The organism is Pseudomonas sp. m6p (genome assembly GCF_055760375.1).
This window is the reverse complement of record NZ_CM147084.1, coordinates 1892679-1916820: the sequence shown is the minus strand read 5'-3', so window position 1 is coordinate 1916820 and position 24142 is coordinate 1892679. Positions and strand designations below refer to the sequence as shown.

At 62.4% G+C, this 24142-nt stretch carries 18 protein-coding genes and 2 pseudogenes; 4 read left to right on the top strand and 16 right to left on the bottom strand.

Features of this window, described 5'->3' with window-relative positions; genetic code table 11:
- Positions 1–97: 97 nt before the first annotated feature.
- The 3 genes from ACYZUM_RS08685 to ACYZUM_RS08675 form a co-directional block, all read right to left on the bottom strand.
- Positions 98–2731 (bottom strand): excinuclease ABC subunit UvrA, encoded by a 2634-nt coding sequence (locus ACYZUM_RS08685; protein ID WP_108182530.1) that lies wholly within the window; start codon positions 2729–2731, stop codon positions 98–100.
- Positions 2732–2914: 183 nt separating this feature from the next.
- Positions 2915–5026 carry a hybrid sensor histidine kinase/response regulator gene (locus ACYZUM_RS08680; RefSeq protein WP_108182529.1) on the bottom strand — a complete coding sequence of 704 codons (2112 nt, stop codon included), beginning with the start codon at positions 5024–5026 and terminating at the stop codon, positions 2915–2917.
- 135 nt (positions 5027–5161) lie between these two features.
- Positions 5162–5851: a GntR family transcriptional regulator gene (locus ACYZUM_RS08675; RefSeq protein WP_473061312.1), complete on the bottom strand. Its 690-nt coding sequence runs from the start codon at positions 5849–5851 to the stop codon at positions 5162–5164.
- A 19-nt stretch (positions 5852–5870) separates the two neighbouring features.
- Here ACYZUM_RS08675 and ACYZUM_RS08670 point away from each other — a divergent pair.
- Positions 5871–5969, top strand: a pseudogene (locus ACYZUM_RS08670) (hypothetical protein); the annotation flags it as partial.
- 121 nt (positions 5970–6090) lie between these two features.
- Here the strand turns inward: ACYZUM_RS08670 and ACYZUM_RS08665 are convergent.
- The 8 genes from ACYZUM_RS08665 to ACYZUM_RS08630 form a co-directional block, all read right to left on the bottom strand.
- Entirely contained in the window at positions 6091–6750 is a 660-nt protein-coding gene (locus ACYZUM_RS08665) for a DUF799 domain-containing protein (RefSeq protein WP_047600391.1), read from the bottom strand.
- Positions 6747–7115, bottom strand: a complete 369-nt coding sequence (locus ACYZUM_RS08660; RefSeq protein WP_003225593.1) for a DUF4810 domain-containing protein — start codon at positions 7113–7115, stop codon at positions 6747–6749. The genes ACYZUM_RS08665 and ACYZUM_RS08660 overlap by 4 nt, the downstream gene beginning before the upstream one ends.
- Positions 7116–7144: 29 nt before the next feature.
- Positions 7145–7831, bottom strand: coding sequence for a CsgG/HfaB family protein (locus tag ACYZUM_RS08655; RefSeq protein WP_186448497.1), 687 nt, complete (start codon positions 7829–7831; stop codon positions 7145–7147).
- Between the two features lie 251 nt (positions 7832–8082).
- Complete coding sequence (locus tag ACYZUM_RS08650; RefSeq protein ID WP_108182527.1) at positions 8083–11160, bottom strand: error-prone DNA polymerase; 3078 nt, start codon at positions 11158–11160, stop codon at positions 8083–8085.
- A complete protein-coding gene (locus ACYZUM_RS08645) occupies positions 11157–12572 on the bottom strand; it encodes a Y-family DNA polymerase (protein WP_108182526.1) in 1416 nt (471 codons plus the stop codon). The genes ACYZUM_RS08650 and ACYZUM_RS08645 overlap by 4 nt, the downstream gene beginning before the upstream one ends.
- A 7-nt stretch (positions 12573–12579) precedes the next feature.
- Positions 12580–13197, bottom strand: a complete 618-nt coding sequence (gene imuA, locus ACYZUM_RS08640) for a translesion DNA synthesis-associated protein ImuA (protein ID WP_085710132.1) — start codon at positions 13195–13197, stop codon at positions 12580–12582.
- Positions 13197–13814 (bottom strand): transcriptional repressor LexA, encoded by a 618-nt coding sequence (lexA, locus tag ACYZUM_RS08635; protein ID WP_041073773.1) that lies wholly within the window; start codon positions 13812–13814, stop codon positions 13197–13199. Before lexA ends, imuA begins: the two co-directional genes overlap by 1 nt.
- 218 nt (positions 13815–14032) lie before the next feature.
- Positions 14033–14950 (bottom strand): LysR family transcriptional regulator, encoded by a 918-nt coding sequence (locus ACYZUM_RS08630; protein WP_108182524.1) that lies wholly within the window; start codon positions 14948–14950, stop codon positions 14033–14035.
- Between the two features lie 103 nt (positions 14951–15053).
- Here ACYZUM_RS08630 and ACYZUM_RS08625 point away from each other — a divergent pair, with 103 nt between their 5' ends.
- From ACYZUM_RS08625 to ACYZUM_RS08615, 3 genes and pseudogenes are all read left to right on the top strand, one after another.
- The gene (locus tag ACYZUM_RS08625) at positions 15054–16796 is read left to right on the top strand and encodes an amidohydrolase (protein ID WP_108182523.1); all 1743 of its coding nucleotides are present in this window, start codon (positions 15054–15056) and stop codon (positions 16794–16796) included.
- A 187-nt stretch (positions 16797–16983) separates the two neighbouring features.
- Complete coding sequence (locus ACYZUM_RS08620) at positions 16984–17721, top strand: TorF family putative porin (protein WP_108182522.1); 738 nt, start codon at positions 16984–16986, stop codon at positions 17719–17721.
- A 200-nt stretch (positions 17722–17921) separates the two neighbouring features.
- Positions 17922–19580: pseudogene (locus ACYZUM_RS08615) on the top strand (phosphoethanolamine transferase).
- A gap of 128 nt (positions 19581–19708) precedes the next feature.
- Here ACYZUM_RS08615 and ACYZUM_RS08610 read toward each other — a convergent pair.
- The 5 genes from ACYZUM_RS08610 to ACYZUM_RS08590 all read right to left on the bottom strand — a co-directional run bounded on the left by ACYZUM_RS08610 (position 19709) and on the right by ACYZUM_RS08590 (position 24110).
- Positions 19709–19987 carry a DUF971 domain-containing protein gene (locus ACYZUM_RS08610; RefSeq protein ID WP_108182520.1) on the bottom strand — a complete coding sequence of 93 codons (279 nt, stop codon included), beginning with the start codon at positions 19985–19987 and terminating at the stop codon, positions 19709–19711.
- A complete protein-coding gene (locus ACYZUM_RS08605) occupies positions 19984–20946 on the bottom strand; it encodes a HEAT repeat domain-containing protein (RefSeq protein ID WP_108182519.1) in 963 nt (320 codons plus the stop codon). The genes ACYZUM_RS08610 and ACYZUM_RS08605 overlap by 4 nt, the downstream gene beginning before the upstream one ends.
- Positions 20943–21791, bottom strand: a complete 849-nt coding sequence (locus ACYZUM_RS08600; protein WP_108182518.1) for an ABC transporter ATP-binding protein — start codon at positions 21789–21791, stop codon at positions 20943–20945. The genes ACYZUM_RS08605 and ACYZUM_RS08600 overlap by 4 nt, the downstream gene beginning before the upstream one ends.
- A complete protein-coding gene (locus ACYZUM_RS08595) occupies positions 21791–22573 on the bottom strand; it encodes an ABC transporter permease (protein ID WP_108184384.1) in 783 nt (260 codons plus the stop codon). The genes ACYZUM_RS08600 and ACYZUM_RS08595 overlap by 1 nt, the downstream gene beginning before the upstream one ends.
- A 133-nt stretch (positions 22574–22706) precedes the next feature.
- Positions 22707–24110, bottom strand: a complete 1404-nt coding sequence (locus ACYZUM_RS08590; protein WP_108182517.1) for an ABC transporter substrate-binding protein — start codon at positions 24108–24110, stop codon at positions 22707–22709.
- Between the last annotated feature and the right edge of the window lie 32 nt (positions 24111–24142).

The following is a 24142-nucleotide window of genomic DNA, read 5'->3' as shown; positions in this document are numbered from 1 at the left end:
AGCCTCTCATTGCCTGACATTCCACTATCGCTGGCAAGCCAGCTCCCACAACGTTTTTGTTGATCATCAGCCTTGTGCACACCGCAGAACCGGTGGGCTATCGGCTCAAGGCCCGGGCCAGAAACGGCGCGGTTCGGCTCTTCTTGCTCGTTGCGACTTTCTGCGGTGTGCCGGCCACGACAATCCGGCCGCCCTGATCCCCGGCCCCCGGGCCGATGTCGATCACCCAGTCACTCTGCGCTACCACGCGCATTTCATGCTCGACCACGATGACCGTGTGCCCTGCCGTCACCAGGTTGTCCAGTTGTTCCAGCAGCCGATCGACATCCCGCGGATGCAAACCGGTGGTCGGTTCATCCAGCACATACAAGGTCGCGCCGCGCTGATTGCGCTGCAGTTCGGTTGCCAGTTTGATCCGCTGCGCCTCGCCACCGGACAGCTCGGTGGCGGGCTGCCCGAGCCGCAGATAACCGAGGCCGATGTCTCGCAGCACCTCCAGCGAACGGCGAATTGTCGGTTGTTCGCCGAACACCTCGACCGCCTCATCCACGGTCAGTTGCAGCACCTGCGCAATGCTCAGGCCTTGCCACTGAATCATCAACGTCTGCGGGTTGTACCGCGCGCCATGACAGGTCGGACACGGTGCATACACGCTCGGCATAAACAGCAATTCAACGCTGACAAATCCCTCACCCTCGCAGGTCGGGCAACGGCCCTTGGCGACGTTGAAGGAGAACTGCCCGGCGTCGTACCCGGCCGCCCGTGCCTCGAGGGTGGCGGCGAACAGTTTGCGGACGTTGTCAAACAACCCGGTGTAGGTCGCCAGATTCGAACGCGGCGTACGGCCAATCGGCTTCTGATCGACCTGCACCAGTCGTTTGATCGACTCCAGCCCTGAAGTCACCTGACCGCTGCTGGCCTGCGGCGCGTCGTCTTCGAGACTGAGTGCTTCCTGCGCCTCTTCAATAACCGGCCGGCCGAGTTGCGCACCGACCAGTTCCAGCAACGCCTGACTGACCAGGCTCGACTTGCCCGAACCGGAAACCCCGGTCACCGAGGTAAAACAGCCCAGCGGAAATTCAGCGCTGAGGTTGTGCAGGTTATTGCGGCTGATCCCGTCAAGTTTCAGCCAACCGGTCGGCTTGCGCGCGGTGCGGGTCTGCCGCTGGCTCTCGGCAAACAGATAGGCGCGGGTCTGCGATTCGTCGATCTCGGCCAAGCCCGCTGGCGGGCCGCTGTACAACACTTGCCCGCCCTTCTCGCCCGCCGCCGGGCCGAAATCGATCAGCCAGTCGGCGCGGCGCATGGTTTCCAGATCGTGCTCGACCACAAACAGCGTATTGCCGTCGGCCTTCAAGCGCTGCAAGGCTTCGAACAGCGCCTCGCCATCGGCTGGGTGCAGGCCGGCGGACGGCTCGTCGAGCACGTAGATCACGCCGAACAGCTGCGAGCCTAATTGCGTCGCCAGACGCAGGCGCTGCAGCTCACCGGACGACAAGGTCGGCGTGCTGCGCTCCAGCGCCAGGTAACCAAGGCCCAGATCGGTCAGGGTGCTCACCCGTTCCAGCAAGTCCTCGGCAATGCGCTGCGCCGCCAGACGCTTTTCCAGCGACAGGTTCGGCGTGTGGCGTACGTCCGGCGCGCTGGCGTGGCCACTGGCACCGTGGGCGACGCGTTGCTGACGCGCCTCGCGGGTTTGCGCATGGCTGAGGGTTTCACCGCTTTCCTCGGCCTGTTCCAGATACGTCGCCGCAGCCACGGGCTTCAATACTTCGGCGACTTGCAGCAACGGCATCTGCGACAACTCGCCAATGTCGTAACCGGCAAAGGTCACCGACAACGCTTCACGCTTGAGGCGCTTGCCGTCACACAACGGGCACGGGCTGCCGAGCATGAATTGCGCAACGCGCTTCTTCATCAGCGCACTTTGCGAGTGGGTGAAGGTGTGCAGGATGTAACGGCGGGCGCCGGTGAAGGTGCCCTGATAACTCGGTTCCATCTTGCGTTTGAGCGCGACCCGGGTTTCCTCCGGGGTCAGCCCGGCGTACACCGGCACGGTGGGCGTTTCTTCGGTGAACAGAATCCAGTCGCGCTGTTTTTTCGGCAGTTTCTTCCACGGAATGTCGACGTCGATGCCCATGGTCACAAGAATGTCGCGCAGGTTCTGCCCTTGCCACGCCAGCGGCCAGGACGCCACGGCGCGTTGGCGGATGGTCAGGTTCGGATCGGGCACCATCAGCGCTTCGGTCACTTCGTAGACCCGGCCAAGGCCGTGGCACTCAGGACAGGCGCCCTGCGGCGTGTTCGGTGAAAAATCCTCGGCATAGAGCATCGGTTGCCCTGACGGATAACTGCCGGCGCGGGAATACAGCATGCGGATCAGGCTGGACAAGGTGGTCACGCTGCCCACCGACGACCGCGTGCTCGGCGTACCGCGCTGTTGTTGCAAAGCCACGGCGGGCGGCAAGCCTTCGATGGAATCGACATCCGGCACACCGACCTGATCGATCAGGCGCCGCGCGTACGGCGCCACCGATTCGAAATAGCGCCGTTGGGCTTCGGCGTACAAGGTCGAAAAGGCCAGCGACGACTTGCCCGAACCGGAAACGCCAGTAAACACCACCAGCGCATCGCGGGGGATGTCGACGTCGACGTTCTTCAGGTTGTGCTCACGGGCGCCACGCACCCGGACCATGCCGGTAGGTGCTTTGGAATTACGCTTGGAAGTCATTGGCTGTCCCTGCAGAAAAAATTAGGGGCGAAGCTGAGCCCTGTGGTGAGGGGATTTATCCCCGATCGGCGGCGCAGCCGGCGCAGTCACTGCAAATGCCATATAGCTGGAAAAATGCAGGGGAGTGCTGCGCACTCCATCGGGGATGAATCCCCTCGCCACAGAGAATCGGGAATTGGCCAGCTAGGCACTGAGCACCGATCGAATCATCTGCAACAGTGACTCCGGGCCATACGGTTTGCTCAGCAGGTGCGTGTCCGGGCTCAACTGGTGGTTGCGCGAAATGATGTCGCGGGTGTGGCCAGAGGTGAACAGCACCGCCACCGGCGGTACCTGCACCTTGGCCCATGCCGCCAGATCGGAGCTTTTGATCAGCCCCGGCATCACCACGTCGGTGAAAATCAGATCCACTTCGATACCTTCCAGCAGCCTCTGCATCGCCACGTCGCCATTACCGGCGGTCAACACGCGATAACCTTCTTCGCGCAGCAATTCCACGGCCGAGGCGCGCACCGCGTCGTTGTCCTCGACCACCAGAATGGTCTCGTGGCCGCCGCCCTGTTGCTTGTCGATACTCGGCGTCTCATCAAGGACCGGACGCAGGCTGCGCGGAAAGTACAGTTGCACCCGCGTGCCTTCGCCCACGGTGCTGTCGATCTCGACATGGCCACCACTTTGTTTGACGAAACCGAACACCATGCTCAAACCGAGCCCGGTGCCCTGGCCGTCAGCCTTGGTGGTGAAGAACGGCTCGAACACTTGCTCGAGCATTTGAGGCGCAATGCCGACGCCACTGTCGCTGACCATCACCCGTACGAAATCGCCGGCGACGATGCCTTTGCCTGCGCAAAAAGTGCTGTCCAGCCGCGTATTGATGGCGCTGAGGACAATCGTGCCCTCGCCTTTCATCGCGTCCCGGGCGTTGATCGCCAGATTGAGAATGGCGTTTTCCAGCTGATTGCGGTCGACGTTGATGTGCCACGGTTCCTGCGGCAATTGCACGTCGATCTGAATGGTTTCGCCCAGCGCACGCTGGAGCAATTCGCCGACGCCGTCGAAGATCTGCCGCGGATCGCACACCGCCGGCGACAACGGTTGGCGCCGGGCAAAAGCGAGCAATTGCGACGACAGTTTCGCACCGCGTTCCACCGCTGCCAGCGAGGCGCTGACCCGGCGTTGCACGTTGGCATTGTCCGGCTCATGCCGCGCCAGCAAATGCAGGTTGCCGGCAATCACTTGTAGCAGGTTGTTGAAATCGTGGGCCACGCCGCCAGTGAGTCCGCCGATGGCTTCAAGTTTTTGCGACTGGCGCAATTGCTCTTCCGCCGCCAGCCGGGCATCCACTTCACTGGCCACCCGCTGCTCCAGGTTGCGCGTGAATTTGAGCAGGGATTCTTCGGCGATCTTGCGTTCATGGATGTCGATCAACACCCCGGGGAAACGGAGCGGCTTGCCTTGCTCGTCAAACTCGCATGCGCCGCTGGCAAGTACCCACAGATAGCTGCCGTCGGCCCGTAACACGCGGTACTCGGCGTTGTACGGCTCACCGGTGTGCAGCGAATGATTGACCCGGTCCTGCACCCACGCCAGGTCATCCGGGTGAATCCGCGACTCAGTCAAGGATTGCGGCAGGTTGCTCAGATCCTGCTCCGGCGGATACGAAAACGTGCGAGCGAAACGCTCGTCCGCCGACAACACATTGTTCTTCACATCCCAGACAAACGAGCCGAGCAACGCCCCGGCATTCAGCGCCAGACGCACCCGTTCGTTATCGGCGCGATAGGCGTCTTCAGCGGCCTGACGCAATTGTTCGGAGCGCACTAGCTCGGTGGTCTCGACCACCATCGCCATCACCCCGGAAGGCACGCCATCATCGTTGGCCACCGGGCTGTAATACAGATCCATCCAGACATCTTCAGGCACGCCATCGCGCAACAGCACCAGTTCCTTGTTGCGGTAGGACAAGGTGCCGCCCGCCAGACAGGTGTCGACCACGTGCCGGTTGAACTCGGCGACTTCCGGCCACCCCAGTTCCACGGGTGCACCCAGCAGATACGGGTGGCGGCCACCGGCAAACTGCGAGTACGCGTCGTTGTAGATCATGTACCCGGCGTGGCCCCAGAGCATGACCATCGGCAAAGGCGAGGCCAGCATCAATTGCACAGTGCTGCACAGGCTGGCTGGCCAGGTGTCGAGCGGGCCGAGTTCGGTGTGGCGCCAGTCGAACGCGCAAATGCGTTCGGCCATCTCGCCTTTCCAGCCGTCACAACCGTGGCTATCGGATAAAAACTGCATCGATTGACTCGGTGTCCTGTGGTGTTTGCCCGATATATCGCAACGCTGAACGAACGCAGCGCCCCTGTGTTTCGAGCGCCGTCGGTCGCATTGGTTTCATTGAAGGTATAGCCGATTTCTCGCGGCGCCCCGGGTTCAGACCCCGATCAGGTGTTTGAGCGGATGGTAGCCAGTTTTCATCTTCGCAGCGACGTCGAGAATCGCCTTTTCGACGCCATTGAGGTGCAGGCAGGTCAGCTCGATGGCGGCGTTCTGGTCGCCTGCCTCGATGTATTCGATCAGGCGCAGATGTTCGTTGTCGCGGCAGGCCTCGTGGCTGTCGTCATCCAGTGCGGCAACGTACAGCGAGGCACGGGAAATCAGCTTCTGGAACCAGTCCAGCAGCACCGGATTATTGAGGCTGCGCGCCAGTTTGATATGGAACTCGCCGAGCAGATGGATCAGTCGTTCATGATCGCCGGCGGCGTGGGCTTCATCTTCCAGCAACAGATGTTTGCGCAGGTCTTGCATCGCCGCGGTGTCCTTGCGGCGGCACAGCTCGGTGACGATGCCGATCTCGATCAGCCGCCGGGTTTCGAACAGCGAGCGGATCTCTTCATCGCTGGGCAAAGACACCGGCGCACCCTTATTGGGCTCGGTGGTGACCAGGCCATCAGCCTCCAGTTGCTTGAGCGCAGCGCGCACCGACGTACGGCTGACATTGAACAGTTCGGCCAGCGAGGCCTCGCCCAGCTTCATCCCCGGACGCAGCGAACGCTTGCTGATCGCCTGGTAAACCCCTTGGTAGACGCGGTCGACCGTGGTTTCCAGTTTCTTCTCGGTCATTCGAACACTCCTTTAGCCTCAGGCAAACACGGTGTTCCAGAGTTTTGCGCTGTTTGCTTCGATAAGTGTGGCGCAGGATATCGCCTTTGGTGGCGAGATGCAGGGGATGAATCGCAAGTCAGGCGGGGTCAAGTGAGCGGGAGGCCGTCATGATGCAAAAAGATCGCAGCCTGCGGCAGCTCCTGCATTTGGGATGCGTTTCCCTGCAGGAGCTGGCGCAGGCTGCGATCTTTTGATCTTCAGTCGGTACCGTACTTGGGCGAACGCGGACCGTACAACAGACCGGCGTGCTGACCGGCCGACAACAGACGATTGCTCGCCACACCGGCAATCGGATACCCGGCGTCGGTCGAACTGTTGATCACCTGCTTCACTGCGGCGGTAATCAACATGCCGACCAGACCGCCACCGCTGTTGTTACCGCCCTCTTCGCTCGACGCCCGCGCCGAACCGGTCCACAGCGTGGTGCCGGACTTCAGGTCCACCAGTTTGGCGGTAGCGGTCACCGCGGTTTCGCTGCTGATGACCATGTAACGCGTACCGTACTCGGTCACGGTGATGTACAACGCAGCGTCGGCGCCGAAGATTTCCTTCAGTTTGTTCGCCGGAGCCTGATGGATATCATCCGGCGTAGTCAGACCGTTCTGGCGGAAGGTTTCGTCCACCAGCGCGATCGGCAGTACGTAGTAACCGGCTTCAGCCAGTGGAAACGTTACTTGCGACAACAGGCTGTACGAGGCTTTCACGTCCGGCGAGGTGTTCAGCGGCGGCAGCACCAGAATGGTCTTCGGCCGTGCCTGCTTGTACGCCGAATAGTCGACGGTTTTCGGCGCAACACAGCCACCGAGTACGATCAGGGCCAAACCGGCGGCCAGCAGTTTCAGGGTGCGCGAGATCATTTGGCGTCTCCGGTCTTGGCGTTTTTAAGCAGAAAATCCATGTATGGGCCGGACTCGGGGAACAGCGCTTTTTCGGTGCGAAATTGCTGCACCATCTGATCGTCCTTGCCCATGCTCAGGTACAGCAGTCCGAGATGCGCGTGGTAGCCCGGCGGCACAGCCTTGCCGGTGGAACGGATCTTTTGCAGATCGCGCTCCAGCACTTCGGCCTGCGCTTCCTTCGGCTCTTCGCCTTTGAAGTATTCGTAGACCTGCGGTTGATAGTCTTCCCACTGGTACAGGGTTTTCGGGCTGCTGCAACCGGCCAGCAAGGCGCTGGCGGCCAGCGTCAGGGCCAGCAGCGACCGCGACAAAGTCAGATTCATGGGGTGTTGCTCCTTGCAATGAATAACGATCAGTTAGCCGGTTTCCAGGCACCGGCGTTCATGCCATCGACCAGACGATTGATCGCCTCGCGCATGGCCAGATCGAGGACTTTGCCGTTGAGGGTGGAGTCGTACGCGGCGGTGCCGCCAAAACCGATGATTTCGCGGTTGGACAAGGCGTACTCGCCGGCGCCCTGCGTCGAATACACCACTTCGGAGGTGCTGATGTTGACGATGTTCAGGTTGACCTTGGCGTAGGCGACCTGGGTCTTGCCACGGCCAAGAATGCCGAACAGTTGGTGGTCGCCGGTTTCCTTGCGGCCGAACTCGGTGACGTCACCGGTGACCACGTAATCGGCGCCCTTGAGGCGCTGGGCCTGGCCCTTGATCGCGGCTTCCTGCTGGATCTCGCCCATGTTGTCGCGGTCCAGTACCGAGAAACGGTTGGTCTGCTGCAAGTGCGTGATCAGGATGGTCTTGGCCTGGCCGCCGAGACGATCGACACCGTCGGAGAAGATCCCGCGCATGTAGCTGGAGCGGTTATCGAACTTGCCCACCGCCATCGGTACGCGAACGCCGGTCCAGACTTGCGTGGCGCTCTCGACCTTGGCCACCGGCAGTGCGCGGGAGCTTTCGGTGGCGCACCCGGCAAGGGAGCTGGCAAGGGTGCCGAGCACGGCAATCGCAACGCCTGAGACCAACATCCGGGAGATCATTCTCACTGTGCATTCCTTCTGAAAAAACGGTGTGTCCCGGCACGGCAAAGCGGTGGGGAGCAGGAAAAGGGGCGGCATTATGACAAAGTGCCATCATTCGCGACAGATTTTTTTGACGCCAATGAATTGGCTGATCCGAACACCACAAATTCCGCCCTGTAGGAGCTGCCGCAGGCTGCGATCTTTTGACTTGGCTTTTTAAAAACAAGATCAAAAGATCGCAGCCTTCGGCAGCTCCAGGGGGATCGGTGTTAATGGAAGTCGCGGCTCTGTACGCGGATGCCGTCGAGCAGTGGACTCAGATCGCTCAGCCGCCCGGCGATCAGGTGCCGCACTTCGCCCTCACGCTCCCAGCGGCCGTCAACCTTGAGCAGTTGCGAGCCGACCAGCACCTGACGCTGACGCTCGGCCAGATCGCGCCAGACCACCACGTTGACGTTGCCGAATTCGTCTTCGAGGGTGACGAACGTCACGCCGCTGGCGGTGCCCGGTCGCTGACGCCCGGTGACCAGCCCGGCGATGCTCACTGGCCGACCGTGTTCGACGTCCAGCAATTCCTGTGAACTGCGGCAACGCCGGGCCTTGAGTTCGCCACGCAGCAGCGCCAACGGATGCGGCCCCAGGGTGGTGCCAAGCGTCGCGTAATCGGCCTGCAAGTCCTCGCCGACGCTCGGCTTGGGCAGCAGCACATCGGGTTCTTCCTGACTCGGCAAGCCGGCAAACAGACCCAGCTGTTTCTGCACCCCGGCCACTTCCCAGCGCGCGCGATGCCGATGCCCGGCCATCCCGCGCAACGCCCCGGCATCGGCGAGCAACGCCTGGGCGCGGCTGTCGAGCGCGGCCCGTTCGCCCAGGTCGGCGACATCGGCAAACGCCCCCCGCGCCCGCGCCGCCTCAATGCGCCGCGCATCGTCCTCGCGAAAGCCCTTGATCATCCGCAGGCCCATGCGGATCGCCGGTTGCGCGCCGCTGATCGGTTCCAGGCTGCAATCCCAGTCACTGGCGCGCACGTCCACCGGACGGATCTGCAATTGATGGCGGCGCGCGTCCTGAAGGATCTGATCCGGGCTGTAGAAACCCATCGGCCAGCTATTGATCAGCGCACAGGCGAACGCCGCCGGTTCGTGGCACTTGAGCCAGCAACTGGCGTAGGTCAGCAAGGCGAAACTGGCAGCGTGGGATTCGGGAAACCCGTAACTGCCAAACCCCTTGATCTGCTCGAAAATCTGCGCGGCGAATTCCTCGGTGTAGCCGTTTTTCTTCATGCCGGCAGCCAGTCGCGCCTTGTGCGGCTCGAGCCCGCCGTGGCGTTTCCACGCGGCCATCGAGCGACGTAACTGATCGGCCTCACCGGGGCTGTAGTCGGCGGCGACGATGGCGATCTGCATCACCTGTTCCTGAAACAGCGGCACGCCGAGGGTGCGCTTGAGCACCACTTCCAGCTCCGGCGAGGGATAGGTTTCCGGCTCTTCCTTGTTGCGGCGACGCAGGTACGGATGAACCATACCGCCCTGAATCGGCCCGGGGCGGACGATGGCGACCTCAATCACCAGGTCGTAGAACTTCGCCGGCTTCAGGCGCGGCAGCATCGACATCTGCGCCCGCGATTCGATCTGGAACACGCCGATGGTGTCGGCGCGGCTGATCATCTCGTAGGTCGGTTTGTCTTCTGCGGGAATTGTCGCCAGGCTCAGATCCAGATGCCGATGCCGACGCAGCAAGTCGAAGCAGCGACGGATCGCACTGAGCATGCCGAGGGCGAGGATATCGACCTTGAGCAGGCCGACCGCGTCGAGGTCGTCCTTGTCCCACTGAATGATCGTGCGCTCGGCCATGGCCGCGTTTTCCACCGGCACCAGGGTGTCCAGTGGCTGTTCGGAAATCACGAAACCGCCGGGGTGCTGCGACAGGTGCCGGGGGAAGCCGATCAGTTGCCCGGTCAGGCTCAGCACCCGGCGCAGTACCGGGCTGTCGGGATCGAAGCCGCCTTCGAGCAAGCGTGCCAGCGGCGGTGTTTCATCGCTCCAGTGACCGCAGCAATCGGCCAACGCATTGATCTGATCCGGCGGCAAGCCCAAGGCCTTGGCTACATCGCGCACCGCACCGGCGGCGTGGTAAGTGCTGACCACCGCCGTCAGCGCTGCCCGCTGGCGACCATAGCGGCGAAACACGTATTGCAGGACTTCTTCGCGGCGTTCGTGCTCGAAATCCACATCAATGTCCGGCGGCTCGTTGCGCTCCTTGGACATGAAGCGTTCGAACAGCAGCGTGGTGCGATCCGGGTCGATCTCGGTGATGCCCAAGGCAAAACACACCGCCGAGTTGGCCGCCGAGCCGCGGCCCTGACAGAGAATCCTTTGCTCGCGGGCAAAGCGCACCACGTCGTGCACGGTGAGGAAGTAGCTTTCGTAGCCGAGTTCGGCGATCAGTTTCAGCTCGTCATCAATTTGCTTGAGCACTTTGGCCTGTGGTCCTTGCGGCCAGCGCCAGGCAATGCCTTCTTCGGTCAGTTGCCGCAACCAGGAACTACCGGTGTGTCCCTCTGGCACCAGCTCTCTCGGATACTCATAGCGCAACTCGCCAAGATCGAAGGTGCAGCGCCGCGCCAGTTGCACCGAGGCGTCGAGCAACGCTTGCGGATACAGCTCGCGCAACACGTCGAGGCTGCGCAGATGGCGCTCGCCGTTGGGATGCAGGCGCAACCCGGCCTCGGCCACCGGGACGTGATGGCGGATCGCAGTCATGGTGTCCTGCAAAGCGCGCCGGCCACGGGCGTGCATGTGCACATCACCGCTGGCCACGGCGGCAATCTGCAGTTGCTCGGCCAGACTCAGCAGCGCCGCCAGCCGGCGCTGATCGTCTTGCCCGCGATGCAACTGCACCGCCAGATACAGGCGCGCGCCGAACGTCTGTTTCAGCCAGCGCCCCTCTTGCACGTCATCGACGCTGTCCGGCACCCACACGATGAACAGTCCCGGCAGCGGCTCGCTGAAATCCTCACGCAGCACCTGGTACTGGCCCTTCTGCGTGCGCCGCCGAGCCTGGGTAATCAAGCCGCACAAGGTCTGATAGCCCGCCAGATTCTCTACCAACAGCAGCAGTTTCGGACCGTTATCGATGCGCACTTCGCTGCCGATGACCAGCGGCAGTTCCACTGATTTCGCCGCTTGCCAGGCGCGGACGATCCCGGCCAGCGTGCACTCGTCGGTGATGGCCAGCGCCTGATAACCGTGTTTTTTTGCCCGCTGGAACAGCTCAAGGGCGCTGGAGGCACCGCGCTGGAAACTGAAGTTCGACAGGCAATGCAGCTCGGCATAACCATCGCTCATGCAAACCAGCCCTGCAGCCACAACGGCCCGCCCTCACCCACGGCTCGATAGGCCCAGCCCTGCTGACCGGCGCGATTCTGGATCAGGTAGTAATCGCGGCGCACGTCGTCACCGTCCCACCAGCCGGATTCGATGCGCTCCGGCCCCATGAGGATTCGCGCCGAACCTTCGGGCACGCTTTGCGGTTCGCCGAGCAACCAGCCCGGACGCTGCACACTCGGCAAACCACTGCAACGCTGCTTGTCGACGCCGTTCTGCCAGGCACATTCGGGGCGGTGGTCGGCCTGAAAGCGCAAACCCTGCACCGCGTCATCGCCGAGCCGTGCGCGCAGGCGTTCGCGCAACTGTTCCCAGGGCAAGGTCTGTTGCGGACGGTCATCGAACAGTTCCTGAAACTGCGGCACAAAACTCGGCAGGTCTTCGGCACGCAGGCGAAAACCACGCACCGGGGCCTCGACCTGCACTTGCTCCAGCCGCCCACGGGCCAGTTCGAAGAGCATCGCCGGGTCGCGCTCGGCGCTGAGCAGGCCGACCTTGATCAGCGTGTCCGGCAGCCCGGCGTGCTCCAGATGCAGGTCGAAACGCTGCACGCCGCTGTCACGTCCGCAGAGGAACGCCGACAGGTCAGCGGTCAAGCGGCGTAACGGGAACAGCAGCGCCTGATGCGACTGCACATCGAAATTGAGTTCGATGCGCACATCGAAACGATCCGGCGGCAGGTAGAACGCCAGGGCCAGCGGCCGCGCGCCAAACAAGGTGTCGAGGTGTTTGAGCATCGACGCTTCGAAACGCCGGGCCAGGGCCTGACGTGGCAGGCTCTGCAGCTGGCTCAGGTGGCGCAGGCCCATGCGCGTCAGCGCCGTGGCGACTTGCGGCTCCAGCCCGACGCGGTCGACGGGCAACTGCCCGAGGTGATGTTGCAGGGCTTCACCGTCCGGTACGACGAGACCGTCGTAGGCGTTGGCCAGCACCCGCGCCGCCACCGGATTCGGTGCCGCGACGATGCGATGGCGGAAACCCAGCTCGGTCAGTTCCTTGCGCAGCCGCGCTTCGAACTGCGTCCAGGAACCGAACAGGCCCAGACTGGATTCGATCTCGAACACCACGGTACGCGGGTAATGCACGCTGACCTGGGCGCTGAACCGATAAGCCCACGCGGCGAGAAATTGCTGCCAGTGCTCGACCTCGGCAAGGTCGTAATCGGCCGTGGCAAAGCCTTTGCACAAGGCTTGTGCGGCGGTCATCGACTGGCCGGCACGCAGCCCGAGCTGGCGCGCCGCCGGATTGACCGCTTGCAGCACCCGGCGCTGGGCCGGGCCGCTGAGCAGCACCAACGGCTCAGCAGGATCGGCACGCTGACGCAACACCGCGTCGAGGGCCAATTGCGGGAACAGAATACACACCCAGCGCATGACGACCTCAGTGCCCCACGGCAAACGCAATCGGCGCCGTGCGCGCCAGTCCGCCCCGGCATTTGAGCACGCGCAACTGGGCCGGTCTGGCATCGATGGCAATCCGTAGCGCGGCCGGCGACGGGTTGACCGCCTCGCTCAGTGGGCGCCAGGCAAACGCCAGGGTCTGGCCGGTTTCCGCCGCCACCTGCAAGCGCCTCAACGCGCGGTCATCGGCCTTGTGCGGCCAGCACAGTACCGCGCCGCAACTGCCCGAACGCAGGCATTGTTCCGCCGCCCACAAGGCATCGCGTTCGCTGGCCTGGATTACCGACAACTGACGCAGATCGACCCCGGCGTTCGCCCACGCCTGCGGGTACGGTACGAACGGTGGCGCCACCAGCACGATGCGCTCGCCCGCCGCCGACAACCGCGCGAGCGTCGGCCACACCAGTTGCAGTTCGCCAACCCCGGGGCCGGCCAGGAGGATTTCACTCAGCGCCGCTTCCGGCCAGCCGCCGCTGGGCAATGCCGCATCGAGGGCTGCATGCCCGGTGGGTTGCGGGCTGGCCGCCGGCGGCGCAGGCCGGCCCTTCCAGACCTGGCCGCCATTGAACAGCGTATCGAGTGCAACGACGGCGCCCATCAGCCTTGCCTCACCAGACCGCAGAACACCCCTTCGATGGCCAGGTCCTGATCGTCGCGCACGACAATCGGCTGGTACGCCGGGTTGCGCGGCAGCAGCCGAACCTCATCGCCTACGCGCTCGAAGCGTTTGATTGTCACTTCACCGTCGAGGCGCGCCACCACGATCTGGCCGTTGAGCGCCTCGGGATTGCGCTTCACCCCCACCAGATCGCCGTCGAGAATGCCGTCCTCGATCATCGAATCGCCCTGCACCCGGAGCATGTAGTCGGGCGCACGGGAGAACAGCACCGGGTCGAGCATCAAGCGGTTATGGATGTCGGCATCGGCACCGATCGGCGCACCGGCAGCCACCCGGCCGAGCACCGGAATGTCCAGTAGCTCCGGCCGCGCGGGTTGCCCGAGCAGGCGAATGCCCCGGGCCTGGTGCGGGTTGACCTCGATAAACCCGGCTTCGGTGAGCGCCAGCACATGCTTGCGCGCCACGCTGCGCGAGGCAAAACCAAAAGCCTCGCTGATTTCAGCGAGGCTTGGGGGCTGACCGTGTTCGGCGATGCGTTCGCGGATAAAGGTCAGGATGGCGGTACGGCGGGGAGTAAGATTGGTCATGGAGTACATTTGTACTCCTGTGGGATTTTACTGACAAGCACCGCCAGTCGGCCTGAGCTGGCGATCCACAAAAATCAAAAGATCGCAGCCTCGTTTCACTCGGCAGCTCCTACAAAAGAGGCGACTCGGGGACTGTGTAGGAGCTGCCGCAGGCTGCGATCTTTTGATTTTAAAAAGCAAGATCAAAAGATCGCAGCCTGCGGCAGCTCCTACAGGGGGACGGGGCTTCAGTTGAGGCCGCGTTCGGCAAGGAAGGCGGCGATGTAATCGATGAACGCGACGACCTTGGCCGTGGCTCGTCGATGGCTCGGGTACACCGCGAGAATGTGCGGGCCGAAGCTGTCGGGGTCGATTTCGTAGTCAGCCATGACCCGTACCAGACGCCCGTCGGCGATGTACGGTGCGGCGCTCCACAACGGCGTGTGCAGCAAGCCGCGTCCGGCCAGGGCGCCGGCCAGCAGCAGGTCGTAATTGTCACTGCGCAACCGCGGCGCCGTCGGCTGTGGCAGGCTCAGGCGCTGGCCGTCGCGCTCGGCCCACCAGAATTCGCGACTGAGCAATGGGTGCTGATACAACAGCCATTCATGCTGTTCAAGGGTTTGCGGATTCACCGGCAAGCCCTTGCGCGCCAGATACTCCGGGCTGCCGCACAAGGCCAGACGATTGCTGCCAACCACCCGGGCGATCAGCCCCGGCAGGTCGTCATGGCCCTCGCGCAAGGCCAGGTCGTAGCCGCTTTCCAGCAGATTGACAAACGCGTCGCACAGGTCAACTTGCAGGCTGATCTGCGGGTATTGCTGCAAGAAACCGTCGCACACCTGATCAAGAAACGCCCGCCCATAAGCCAGTGGCGCGGTGATTTTCAGATTGCCGCGCAGACCGTGCTGCAATTGCTCGATCTCTTCGCTGGCCTCCTCCAGCCGCTGCAACACCAGCCGTGCGGTTTCCAGGTAGACCCGGCCGATTTCGGTCAGCAGGATCCGCCGCGTGCTGCGCTCGAACAGTCGCGCACCGAGTTCCGCCTCCAGGTGATTGACCGCTTTGGTCAGGGCCGACGGGGTCTTGCCCAGTTGCTCGGCCGCGCGACTGAAACTGCCGAGTTGCGCGGTGACCACGAACATTTTCAGTGCACCCAACTTGTCCATGCTTTTTCCATTCAGGCAAAAACGTTTTTCGTGAGGAAGGCGTTCTGTCGGCCAGTGTCAGCCACTAATCTGGCCATCAGACGCAATAACAAGGAAATCTTCAATGAAAAGATTCATCCCGAGCCTGTTGGTTGGCGCTGTAAGTTTTGCCTCGATGGAAGCCATGGCCGCCACCGATCTGGTGCTGGTCAACGGCAAGATTTTCACCGCCGACCGTGCACAACCAAAGGTTCAGGCGCTGGCCGTGGAGAACGGCAAAGTGCTGAAAGTCGGCACCAATGCGCAGATCAAGGCGCTGATCGAACCCGGAACGCAGGTGATCGACCTCGGCGGCAAGACCCTGATGCCAGGCTTGATCGACAGCCATTCCCACGCGATTTTCGGCGGTCTGGAAATGGTCTCGGCCAACATGGAGGACGAAGTCGTCGCCCTCGATGAATTGCAAAAGCGTCTGCGCGCCTGGCGTGATGACGGCAAGGCGAAACACGGCGACGTGCTGAGCATCGCCGGCATGAGTTCGGCGTACTGGGCGCAGGCCGAAGCGCTGGGCAAGACGTTCAACCAGGGCGAATGGGCCGACGTGCCGGTGGTGTTCACCGGCAGTGACCACCACACCGCGTGGGCCAACAACGTGATGCTCAAGCGCGCCGGCATCGACGCGGCATTGCTCAAAACCCTGCCCGCTGCGGAAAAAGACACGATCGGCACACTGGCGAACGGTGAACCCAACGGTTTTCTGGTCGATGCCGGCTGGGACCGGGTCGCAGCCAAAATGCCGGTGCCGAGCCCGGCCGATATGCTCAGCGCAGCCAAATCCGCCGTGCGCTTCAACAACAGCCTCGGCATCACCGCGTGGATGGACCCCGCCGCCAACGCCGCCCCGGGCGAGGCCGTGTTCGCGCTCAAACCCACCGAGAAAACCGTCGGCGTGCTGCCGGCCTACAAAGCGCTGTCGGCAAGCGGCGACATGAGCGTGCACGTCGCAGCGTTGCTGGTTGCCAACCCGAAAAGCCTGCCGGCCGATCTCGACACGCTGGATAAAGTGCGCCAACAGTTTCAGGGCATCCCCAATCTGACCCTGCCCGGGGTCAAGATCTTCGCTGACGGCGTGATCGAGTACCCGGCGCAGAGCGCGGCGATGATCGATCCGTACCGCAATTCGCACAAACAGGGCGAGCTGCTGATCGATCCAGCGCATTTCGGCGAACTGGTCAGCGCCATCGATCAACGCGGCTGGCTGGTGCACATTCACGCCATTGGCGACCGCGCGGTGCGTGAATCACTCAATGGCATCGAGCGCGCGCGCAAGGATCGGCAGAGCGGCATCACCCATTCGATCACCCACCTGCAGATGGTCAATCCGAAAGAGTTCGCGCGCTTCAAGCCATTGAACGTGATCGCCTCGATGCAGCTGCTGTGGGCCAGTGCCGACGACTACACCACCGACATGATCAAACCCTACGTCAGTGCCCTCGCCTTCCGTTATCAGTACCCGGCGCACTCACTGCTGAAACAGGGTGCGACGATTGCCGGTGCCAGCGACTGGCCGGTGTCGTCACCCAACCCGTTCAATGCCATGGCCCAGGCCATCACCCGCGTCGGCCCGCTGGGGGTGCTGAATGCCGACGAGCGTCTGGATCGCGAAACCATGTTTTACGCCTATACCGCCAACGCGGCGCGGACCATAGGCCTGGACAAACAGATCGGCTCACTGACGCCGGGCAAACAGGCTGATTTCATCGTGGTCGACCGCGACGTATTCAGCGTCGACGAAAAAGCCCTGCATGATACCCAGGTCCTGCAGACCTGGTTCGCTGGCCGTCAGGTCTACACCGCCATCCCATAACAACACTGCTGCCCCCTGTGGGAGCGAGCCTGCTCGCGAAGGCGGCGTATCAGTCGCCATCAATGCTGAATGAACCACCGCTTTCGCGAGCAGGCTCGCTCCCACAGGGGCTGTGAGGGTGGCCGAGATTGCATTCCCTCCACAGTTTTCGTACTGCCCAAAAATAATCACAACACCGGGACTTCACATGAAAGCCTTGCCCTTGCTCGCCCTGAGTTCCTTGAGCCTGTTGCCCCTGAGCAGCCACGCGATTCCCTTGAACGACGATTTCGCCTTGCTGATCGACCTGACGCTGGCCAGCGACTACCGCACCCGCGGCATATCGCAAACCCAGAATGACCCGGCCGTGCAGGCCGGTCTGACCCTGGCCCACAGCAGCGGCTTGTACGTGGGGGCCTGGAGCTCCAACGTCGATTTTGGCGGCGGCCTGAAAACCCGTCAGGAAGTCGATTACTACGCCGGCTGGCTGTGGCAGGCCACCGAGGATGTCAGCCTCGATCTGGGCTACATCAAGTACGCTTATCCCAAAGAAAGCCAGTTCAACCAGAGCGAGGTGTACGGCATTCTCGGCGTCTACGGGGTGAAGCTGGCGGCGTATTACTCCAGCGATGCACCGGGGATCGACAGCAAGCAGAGCTCGCTCTACACCTATGTCGGTTATGAAACCGAGCTGCCGTTCGATTCCGGGTTGAAACTGCGTTACGGCAACATGGATTTCAAGGACCCACACCTGTACTCGGCGTCCGGGCATGCCGAGGACAGCTACCGCGAATGGGAGGTCAAACTGACGCACAACCTGGCCGGCGTGGTATTGGGCCTGAGCTACATCGATACCGATCTGTCGCAGAGCCAGTGCCTGAGCAACTGGGGATTCAAGGATGTGTGCACGGCGACGGTGGTGGCAAGCGTGAGCAAATCTTTCTGACACCCCGCCTTGTGTAGGAGCTGCCGCAGGCTGCGATCTTTTGATTCTGAAAAGCAAGATCAAAAGATCGCAGCCTGCGGCAGCTCCTACGGGGAAACGGAGTAGTTGTTACAGGATGTTTACAAAATTTTTACCAATGTTCTTCTACAGTTACGCGCGTTACCGCGCGTGTTTTCTATTCTGCTAGAGGAATGTCTGTAATGGCTTTGGGCAAAGGACTGCGTTTACCGTCCATCACTTCAACCCGTCTGGTGCTGCTGTTTTCCCTGGCACTGGTGACGCTGTACAACCTGGCAACCTGGAAGGCGCTGGGGAATCTGATCACCTTGCAAGGCGCGCACAAACTGGCGTTTTTCGCCTCGTTCGGGCTGTTCCTGTGGGCGGCGATCACCCTGCTGCTGACCCTCGTTTCGTTTCGCTGGACGCTGAAACCGGCGCTGACCGTGGTCGCTCTGCTCTCGGCCTGCGCGGCGTATTTCATGAACTAATACGGGATCACCATTGACACGGTGATGATCCAGAATGTGTTCGAAACCAACCCGGCCGAGGCTGCGGCGCTGTTCAACGGCAAGCTGCTGGCCTACGTGCTGTTGCTCGGCGTACTGCCAGCGGTGCTGATCTGGCGCTGGCCGGTGAGTTATCGGCCGTTCTTTCGCGGCGTGCTCAACAAGGTGCTGGTGATTGCCGCTTGCGTGCTGGTGATCGGCGCATCGGTGGGCGCGTTCTATTCGACCTACGCGCCGATCTTCCGCGAAGAAGACAAGCTCACCCACTTCATCAACCCAACCAACTACATCTACGCCATCAGCAAGTACACCAAGCAGCGCCTGGGTATCAAAAAGCACTTTGTGGTGCAGACCATCGGGGAAGACGCGGTGATGAGCACCAAAGCCGCCAGCCGCGAGAAAAAGTCGCTGATGGTGTTTGTGGTCGGCGAAACCGCCCGCGCCGATCATTTCTCGCTGAACGGCTATGCGCGCGAGACCAATCCCGAGCTGAGCAAACTGGACATCCTCAACTTCACCCAAGTGCATTCCTGCGGCACGTCCACGGCGGTGTCGGTGCCGTGCATGTTCTCGATGTTCCCCCGTGAGGACTACAGCGACAAGAAAGGCAAAACCTACGAAGGCCTGCTGGATATCCTGCAACGCGCCGGCGTGCAGGTGCTGTGGCTGGACAACAACAGCGACTGCAAGGGCACCTGCCTGCGCGTGCCGCACCGCGACATCGCGAAGAACCAGCCCGGAACGTTCTGCGATGGCAACAACTGCCTCGACGAAGCGCTGCTGGCCGACCTGCAAGGCTACATCGACAGCCTCAAGGGCCACGCGATCATCGTCCTGCACGCCGACGGCAGCCACGGCCCGGAATACTATGAGCGCTATCCGAAAAGCATGGAGCGCTTCACCCCGATCTGCCACACCAACCAGTTGGGCAGTTGCAGCCGCGATGAACTGGTCAACGTGTACGACAACACCATCCTCTACACCGACCACTTCCTCGCCAAGGTGATCGAGTTGCTCAAGCGCAATCAGGACACCCTGGATACCTCGATGCTGTACGTCTCCGACCACGGCGAATCGCTGGGCGAAAACGGCCTGTACCTGCATGCGGCGCCGTATGCATTGGCGCCGGAAGCGCAGACGCATGTGCCGATGGTGATGTGGTTTGGCAACAACACGCTGGCGCAACTGGGGATTGATCGCGATTGCCTGCAAGGCAAGACCGGACAGCCGGATCTGAGCCATGACAACCTGTTTCATTCGGTGCTGGGGTTGTTCGAGGTGAAAACCGCGCTGTATCAGCCGGGGCTGGATGTGTTTCGCGGGTGCCGGCCAGCCATGACGGCCGGGCAATAACAGCCCAGACACTGAACGCCCCTGTGGGAGCGAGCCTGCTCGCGAATGCGGTGTGCCAGTCGCCATCAATATTGACTGATCCACCGCTTTCGCGAGCAGGCTCGCTCCCACAGTTGATTGTGGTGAACCTAAGAACTGAGTTGTGCCAAATAGTCCCACGGGTAAATCCCGCGTTGATGGCCGTCACTGAACACCAGTTGCACACCGTAGCCCTGCGGGTTGATCTCGATCATGCGAACACGCTCATCGACCCGCGGCGTCAGACCTTTCAGACGAAACGCGCGGCACTGTGAGCACGGGCACTGGCGGCGCAGTTCGGCGTGGTTGAACAGCGATTCACGGCCGTCCGGCCAGCTCAGGCGCAGTGTCCGTTCGCTTTGCGAGTTGCTCACCGACAGCGGATTCATTGCAGCTGACTCAAGGCAATCCGCACCGCTTTGCGCACTTCCGGGTCACCGTCATCCTGTGCCGCCTGCAACGCCGCCACCGCACCGCGATCATTCAACTCACCGAGGGCCAGCGCGGCTTCCTTGCGCAGGTTGCTGATGCGATGGCCGAGGGTTTCGATCAGGGCGTCCAGCGCTGGCGCAAAACGCAGGCGACCGAGGCTGCGGGTGGCGCGCAGGCGCACTTGCCAGTAGTCATCGCCAAGGGCTGCGATCAATGCCGGACCGGCGTCGCTGTGGCCGACCTTGCCCAACGTGGTGGCCGCCTCTTCGCGCACTTGCCAGGCGTGATCGTGCAAGGCCTGACGCAGCGCCGGCAATACCTCGGCGCCAGACGCCAGACCGAGAGCACCGGTGGCGGCGCGGCGCACTTCGGTGTCCGGGTCGGCGCTGGCCAGTTGCGCCAATGCCGGCAGTGCGTCGAGCTGCTTGAGCCAGCCAAGCACGCCGATGGCTTCGCGGCGCACGCTGGCGTCGGCATCATCAAGTGCCGCGACAGCAGCAGGCGCTGCAGCGGCGAAACGCAGTTCGCGCAAGGCACGGAACGCGGCGATCCGCACACCGACTTGCGCATGATCGGTCCACGGCAGAATCACCCGGCCGGCGGCTTCAGATTTAAGCAGACTCAGACTTTGTGCGGCGGCGGCCTGCACTGCCGCAGACGGATCGGTCAGCGCCTGGCACAGCGCAGCCACCACCGGTTCGTCTTCCCACGCTTCCAGCAGCCGCGCGGCTTCTGCTCGGACGTCTTCAGCCGGATCATCGGCCAGCCTTTCGACCAGCCACAGCAGGCCGTCCGGTTCTTCCAGATCTGCCAGCTCGATCAAGGCAATGCGCCGCATACCGGCATCGTCAGCGGTCAGACGCGGTTGCAGGGCGAGGATGTCGTCATTGTCAGTCACAGCAAAAAATGAGGTCATAAGGCAAATCGCGGCAAGGGGTTTTCGGGCGGCAAGCCGAGCGGGTTGAGGCGCGGCAGCGGTCGGGAGTTGTCGTGGCGCAGCAGGTCGAGGCAATGGCGCTTGAGGCGGGAGAATTCGGCGCTGGTCACCAGCTCAGAGGTACGCGGACGCGGGAAGTCCAGGCGCAGGTCTTCGATGATTCGCCCCGGACGTGCGCTCATCACCAACAGTCGATCGGCGAGGAACAGCGCCTCATCGATGTCGTGAGTGACAAACACCACAGTGGTGCGAATCTGTGTCCAGATATCCAGCAGCAGCTCTTGCATGTTCAGGCGGGTCAAGGCATCCAGCGCGCCGAACGGCTCGTCCATCAGCAGCAGCCGTGGACGGTTGACCAGCACCCGGGCGATTTCCACCCGTTGCTGCATACCGCCGGAGAGCTGATCGGGCCAGCGCTCGGCGAAGCCGTCGAGGCCCACCAGTTTGAGCATTTCATCGGCAACACGATGGCGCTCGGTTTTGCCGATGCCGCGCATTTTCAGGCCAAAAGCGACGTTGTCACGCACGGTGCGCCACGGAAACAGCGTGTGATGCTGGAACACCATGCCGCGCTGCGGCGACGGCCCGGACACCTCGCTGCCATCGACTTTAAGGCCGCCAGAGTGGGCGTGCAGGTGCCCGGCCAGTGCACCGAGCAAGGTGGATTTGCCGCAACCGGACGGGCCGAGAATGCACACGAACTGGCCCGGTTCGATCTGGCAGTCCAGACCGTGCACGGCTTCAAAAGCGTGTTGGCCTTCGCCGAGCACGATCGACAACTGGCGAATATCGATTCGCCCTTCCGGGTTTTGCATCGAGCTCATCAGGCTTTTCCTCTCGGTCGGTGCCAAGGCGTGAACAGCTCGCCCAGGCGCTTGATCAGCAGACTGCTGCCCATGCCCAGCACACCGATCAGCAGCATGCCGACGACGATGTCGGCGTAGTTCTGGATGGTGTAGGACTCCCAGGTGTAGTAGCCGATACCGAACTGGCCGGAGATCATCTCCGCCGTCACCAGGCAGAACCACGAGGTGCCCATGCCGATCGCAAGGCCGGTGATGATGCTCGGTGCAGCGCCGGGCAAAACCACTTCAAGCAGGATCGCCCGGCGCCCTGCCCCGAGGCTTTTTGCCGAAGCGATCAACCGCCGGTCGACGCCTTCGACGCCGTGCACGGTGTTGAGCAGGATCGGGAACAGCGCGCCAGTGAAGGTGATGAACACCATCGACAGCTCCGACGACGGGAACATCAGGATCGCCAACGGAATCCACGCCACCGCCGGGATCGGGCGCAGCACTTCCAGCGGTGGCAGCAACAGGTCCTCGGCCCATTTCGAACGACCGATGGCCAGGCCCAGAGCGATGCCGATGAAAAGTGCCGCGAGGTAACCGGCGAATACCCGGCTGAGACTGGCGCTCAGGTGTTGCAGCAGCTTGCCGGAATCGCCCAGGCCCAACGCCGCTTCGATCACCGCCAATGGGGTTGGCACGTTGGCGAAAGTGACCAGACCGAGATTCCAGTGGTGGCTGGCGGCGAGTTGCCAGAACAGCAGGCAGAGCAGCAAAGAAGCGGCCCTTGGAACCCAGCGTAAATAGGATCGGTACACAATTCTTCCTCTCAACCGAGATCCCCTGTAGGAGCTGCCGAAGGCTGCGATCTTTTGACTTTGATTTTAAAAAGCAAGATCAAAAGATCGCAGCCTTCGGCAGCTCCTACAGAGAGGCGCGGTGTTCTTCGGGTTAGCGGCTGGCTACGGCTTGGGTTGTGGCATCGGTAAAGTCGAAAACCTTGCCGCCCTGCGCCGCCGCATATTGCTGCGCCTGGCCCTTGAGCAGGAACGCACTCAGGCGGCCCTTGGCATCACTGGCAAACCACGCCTGATCGGCGAGTAATTTGATCCCGCTGTCACTGGCCTGGGCATACACGGCGCGGATGTTTTTGCCTTCCTGTTTCAATGCGGCCAGCGCAGTGAAAGCGGATTCGGCGGAGGTGTACTGGCGTACTTTGTCTTCGCCGCGCACCCAGATTTCGGCGACGTGGCTAAAGTCCGTGATGGCTTTGCCAGTCGCCGCATCCACGGCTTTCAACGGCGTCTGCGCGTAGTTGGCGAGTTGCGCGGTGTAGTCCAGGTTCGACGCCTTGAAGGCGGCGCGGATGTACTGATCGTCGATGAAGGTGTTGAGGTCGAGGCCGCGATCGGCTTTCTTCAGCAGCTTAAGGGTGTCAATCGCCGTCCCCACTGCCTGGCGGTATTCCGGCTTCCAGCTCAGGTCGCGGGTCTGCACGCCCAGCGGGCCGTGGAACAGGTAGTTGACCTCGGCATCGACGCCGGTGACCTTGGCGATCAGCTCGCTGTACTTCTCCGGCTCGGTGGCCAGCAACTGATTGGCCTCGATGCTTGCGCGCAGGTAGGCGACGACGATTTCCGGGTACTGTTTCGCATAGGCTTGATCGACCAGTGCGCCGTGAAAAGTCGGTGCGTTGGCCTGGGCGCCGTCGTAGATCTTGCGGGCGAAACCACGACTGGGGAACAGTTCGGCGAACGGCACGAAGTCGGCGTGGGCGTCGATCTTGCCGACCTGCAAAGCGGAGCCGGCGACTTCCGGTGGCTGGGCGATGATGTTCACGTCCTTGAGCGGGTCCCAACCCTGCTCCGCCACCGCGCGCAGCAACATGCCGTGGGCGGTCGACGCGAATGGCACGGAGATGGTCTTGCCCTTGAGTTCGCTCAGCGCCTGCACCCCGGACGCACTCGGCACCACGATGCCGTTGCCGCTGCCCTTGATGCTGCCCGACAGGACGCTGATGAACAGGCTGTGCTTGCCGGCGGTTTCGAACGCCACCCCGTTGAACGCCCCGGGGAAATCGGCCATGGCGCCGAAATCGAGTTTGCCGGCGACCATCTCGTTGGTCAGCGGCGCGCCGCTGGTGAAGTTTTTCCACTGCACGTCGTATTTCGCGTCTTTGTAGGCGCCGTCGTGCGGCAGGTATTTGTCGAGCAGACCGAGTTCACGAATCAACAGCCCGCCGGCGGCGCAGTTGATGGTGGTGTCCTGGGTACCGATGGCAATGCGGATGGTTTCGGCCGAGGCCGACAGAGTGAATGAAGCCAGTACCAGACCGGCGAGTGCTGCACGCAACATGGTGTGTTTCCCCTCGAATCGTTTATTGGATG

Bases quoted from the DNA above. Each gene is read 5' to 3' on its own strand.
- ACYZUM_RS08685 (WP_108182530.1), bottom strand. From the start codon at position 2,731: ATGACTTCCAAGCGTAATTCCAAAGCACCTACCGGCATGGTCCGGGTG.
- ACYZUM_RS08625 (WP_108182523.1), top strand. From the start codon at position 15,054: ATGAAAAGATTCATCCCGAGCCTGTTGGTTGGCGCTGTAAGTTTTGCC.
- ACYZUM_RS08660 (WP_003225593.1), bottom strand. From the start codon at position 7,115: ATGAATCTGACTTTGTCGCGGTCGCTGCTGGCCCTGACGCTGGCCGCC.
- ACYZUM_RS08590 (WP_108182517.1), bottom strand. From the start codon at position 24,110: ATGTTGCGTGCAGCACTCGCCGGTCTGGTACTGGCTTCATTCACTCTG.
- lexA (WP_041073773.1), bottom strand. From the start codon at position 13,814: ATGTACTCCATGACCAATCTTACTCCCCGCCGTACCGCCATCCTGACC.
- ACYZUM_RS08600 (WP_108182518.1), bottom strand. From the start codon at position 21,791: ATGAGCTCGATGCAAAACCCGGAAGGGCGAATCGATATTCGCCAGTTG.
- ACYZUM_RS08620 (WP_108182522.1), top strand. From the start codon at position 16,984: ATGAAAGCCTTGCCCTTGCTCGCCCTGAGTTCCTTGAGCCTGTTGCCC.
- ACYZUM_RS08630 (WP_108182524.1), bottom strand. From the start codon at position 14,950: ATGGACAAGTTGGGTGCACTGAAAATGTTCGTGGTCACCGCGCAACTC.
- ACYZUM_RS08610 (WP_108182520.1), bottom strand. From the start codon at position 19,987: ATGAATCCGCTGTCGGTGAGCAACTCGCAAAGCGAACGGACACTGCGC.
- imuA (WP_085710132.1), bottom strand. From the start codon at position 13,197: ATGGGCGCCGTCGTTGCACTCGATACGCTGTTCAATGGCGGCCAGGTC.
- ACYZUM_RS08655 (WP_186448497.1), bottom strand. From the start codon at position 7,831: ATGATCTCCCGGATGTTGGTCTCAGGCGTTGCGATTGCCGTGCTCGGC.
- ACYZUM_RS08665 (WP_047600391.1), bottom strand. From the start codon at position 6,750: ATGATCTCGCGCACCCTGAAACTGCTGGCCGCCGGTTTGGCCCTGATC.
- ACYZUM_RS08605 (WP_108182519.1), bottom strand. From the start codon at position 20,946: ATGACCTCATTTTTTGCTGTGACTGACAATGACGACATCCTCGCCCTG.
- ACYZUM_RS08650 (WP_108182527.1), bottom strand. From the start codon at position 11,160: ATGAGCGATGGTTATGCCGAGCTGCATTGCCTGTCGAACTTCAGTTTC.
- ACYZUM_RS08645 (WP_108182526.1), bottom strand. From the start codon at position 12,572: ATGCGCTGGGTGTGTATTCTGTTCCCGCAATTGGCCCTCGACGCGGTG.
- ACYZUM_RS08680 (WP_108182529.1), bottom strand. From the start codon at position 5,026: ATGCAGTTTTTATCCGATAGCCACGGTTGTGACGGCTGGAAAGGCGAG.
- ACYZUM_RS08675 (WP_473061312.1), bottom strand. From the start codon at position 5,851: ATGACCGAGAAGAAACTGGAAACCACGGTCGACCGCGTCTACCAAGGG.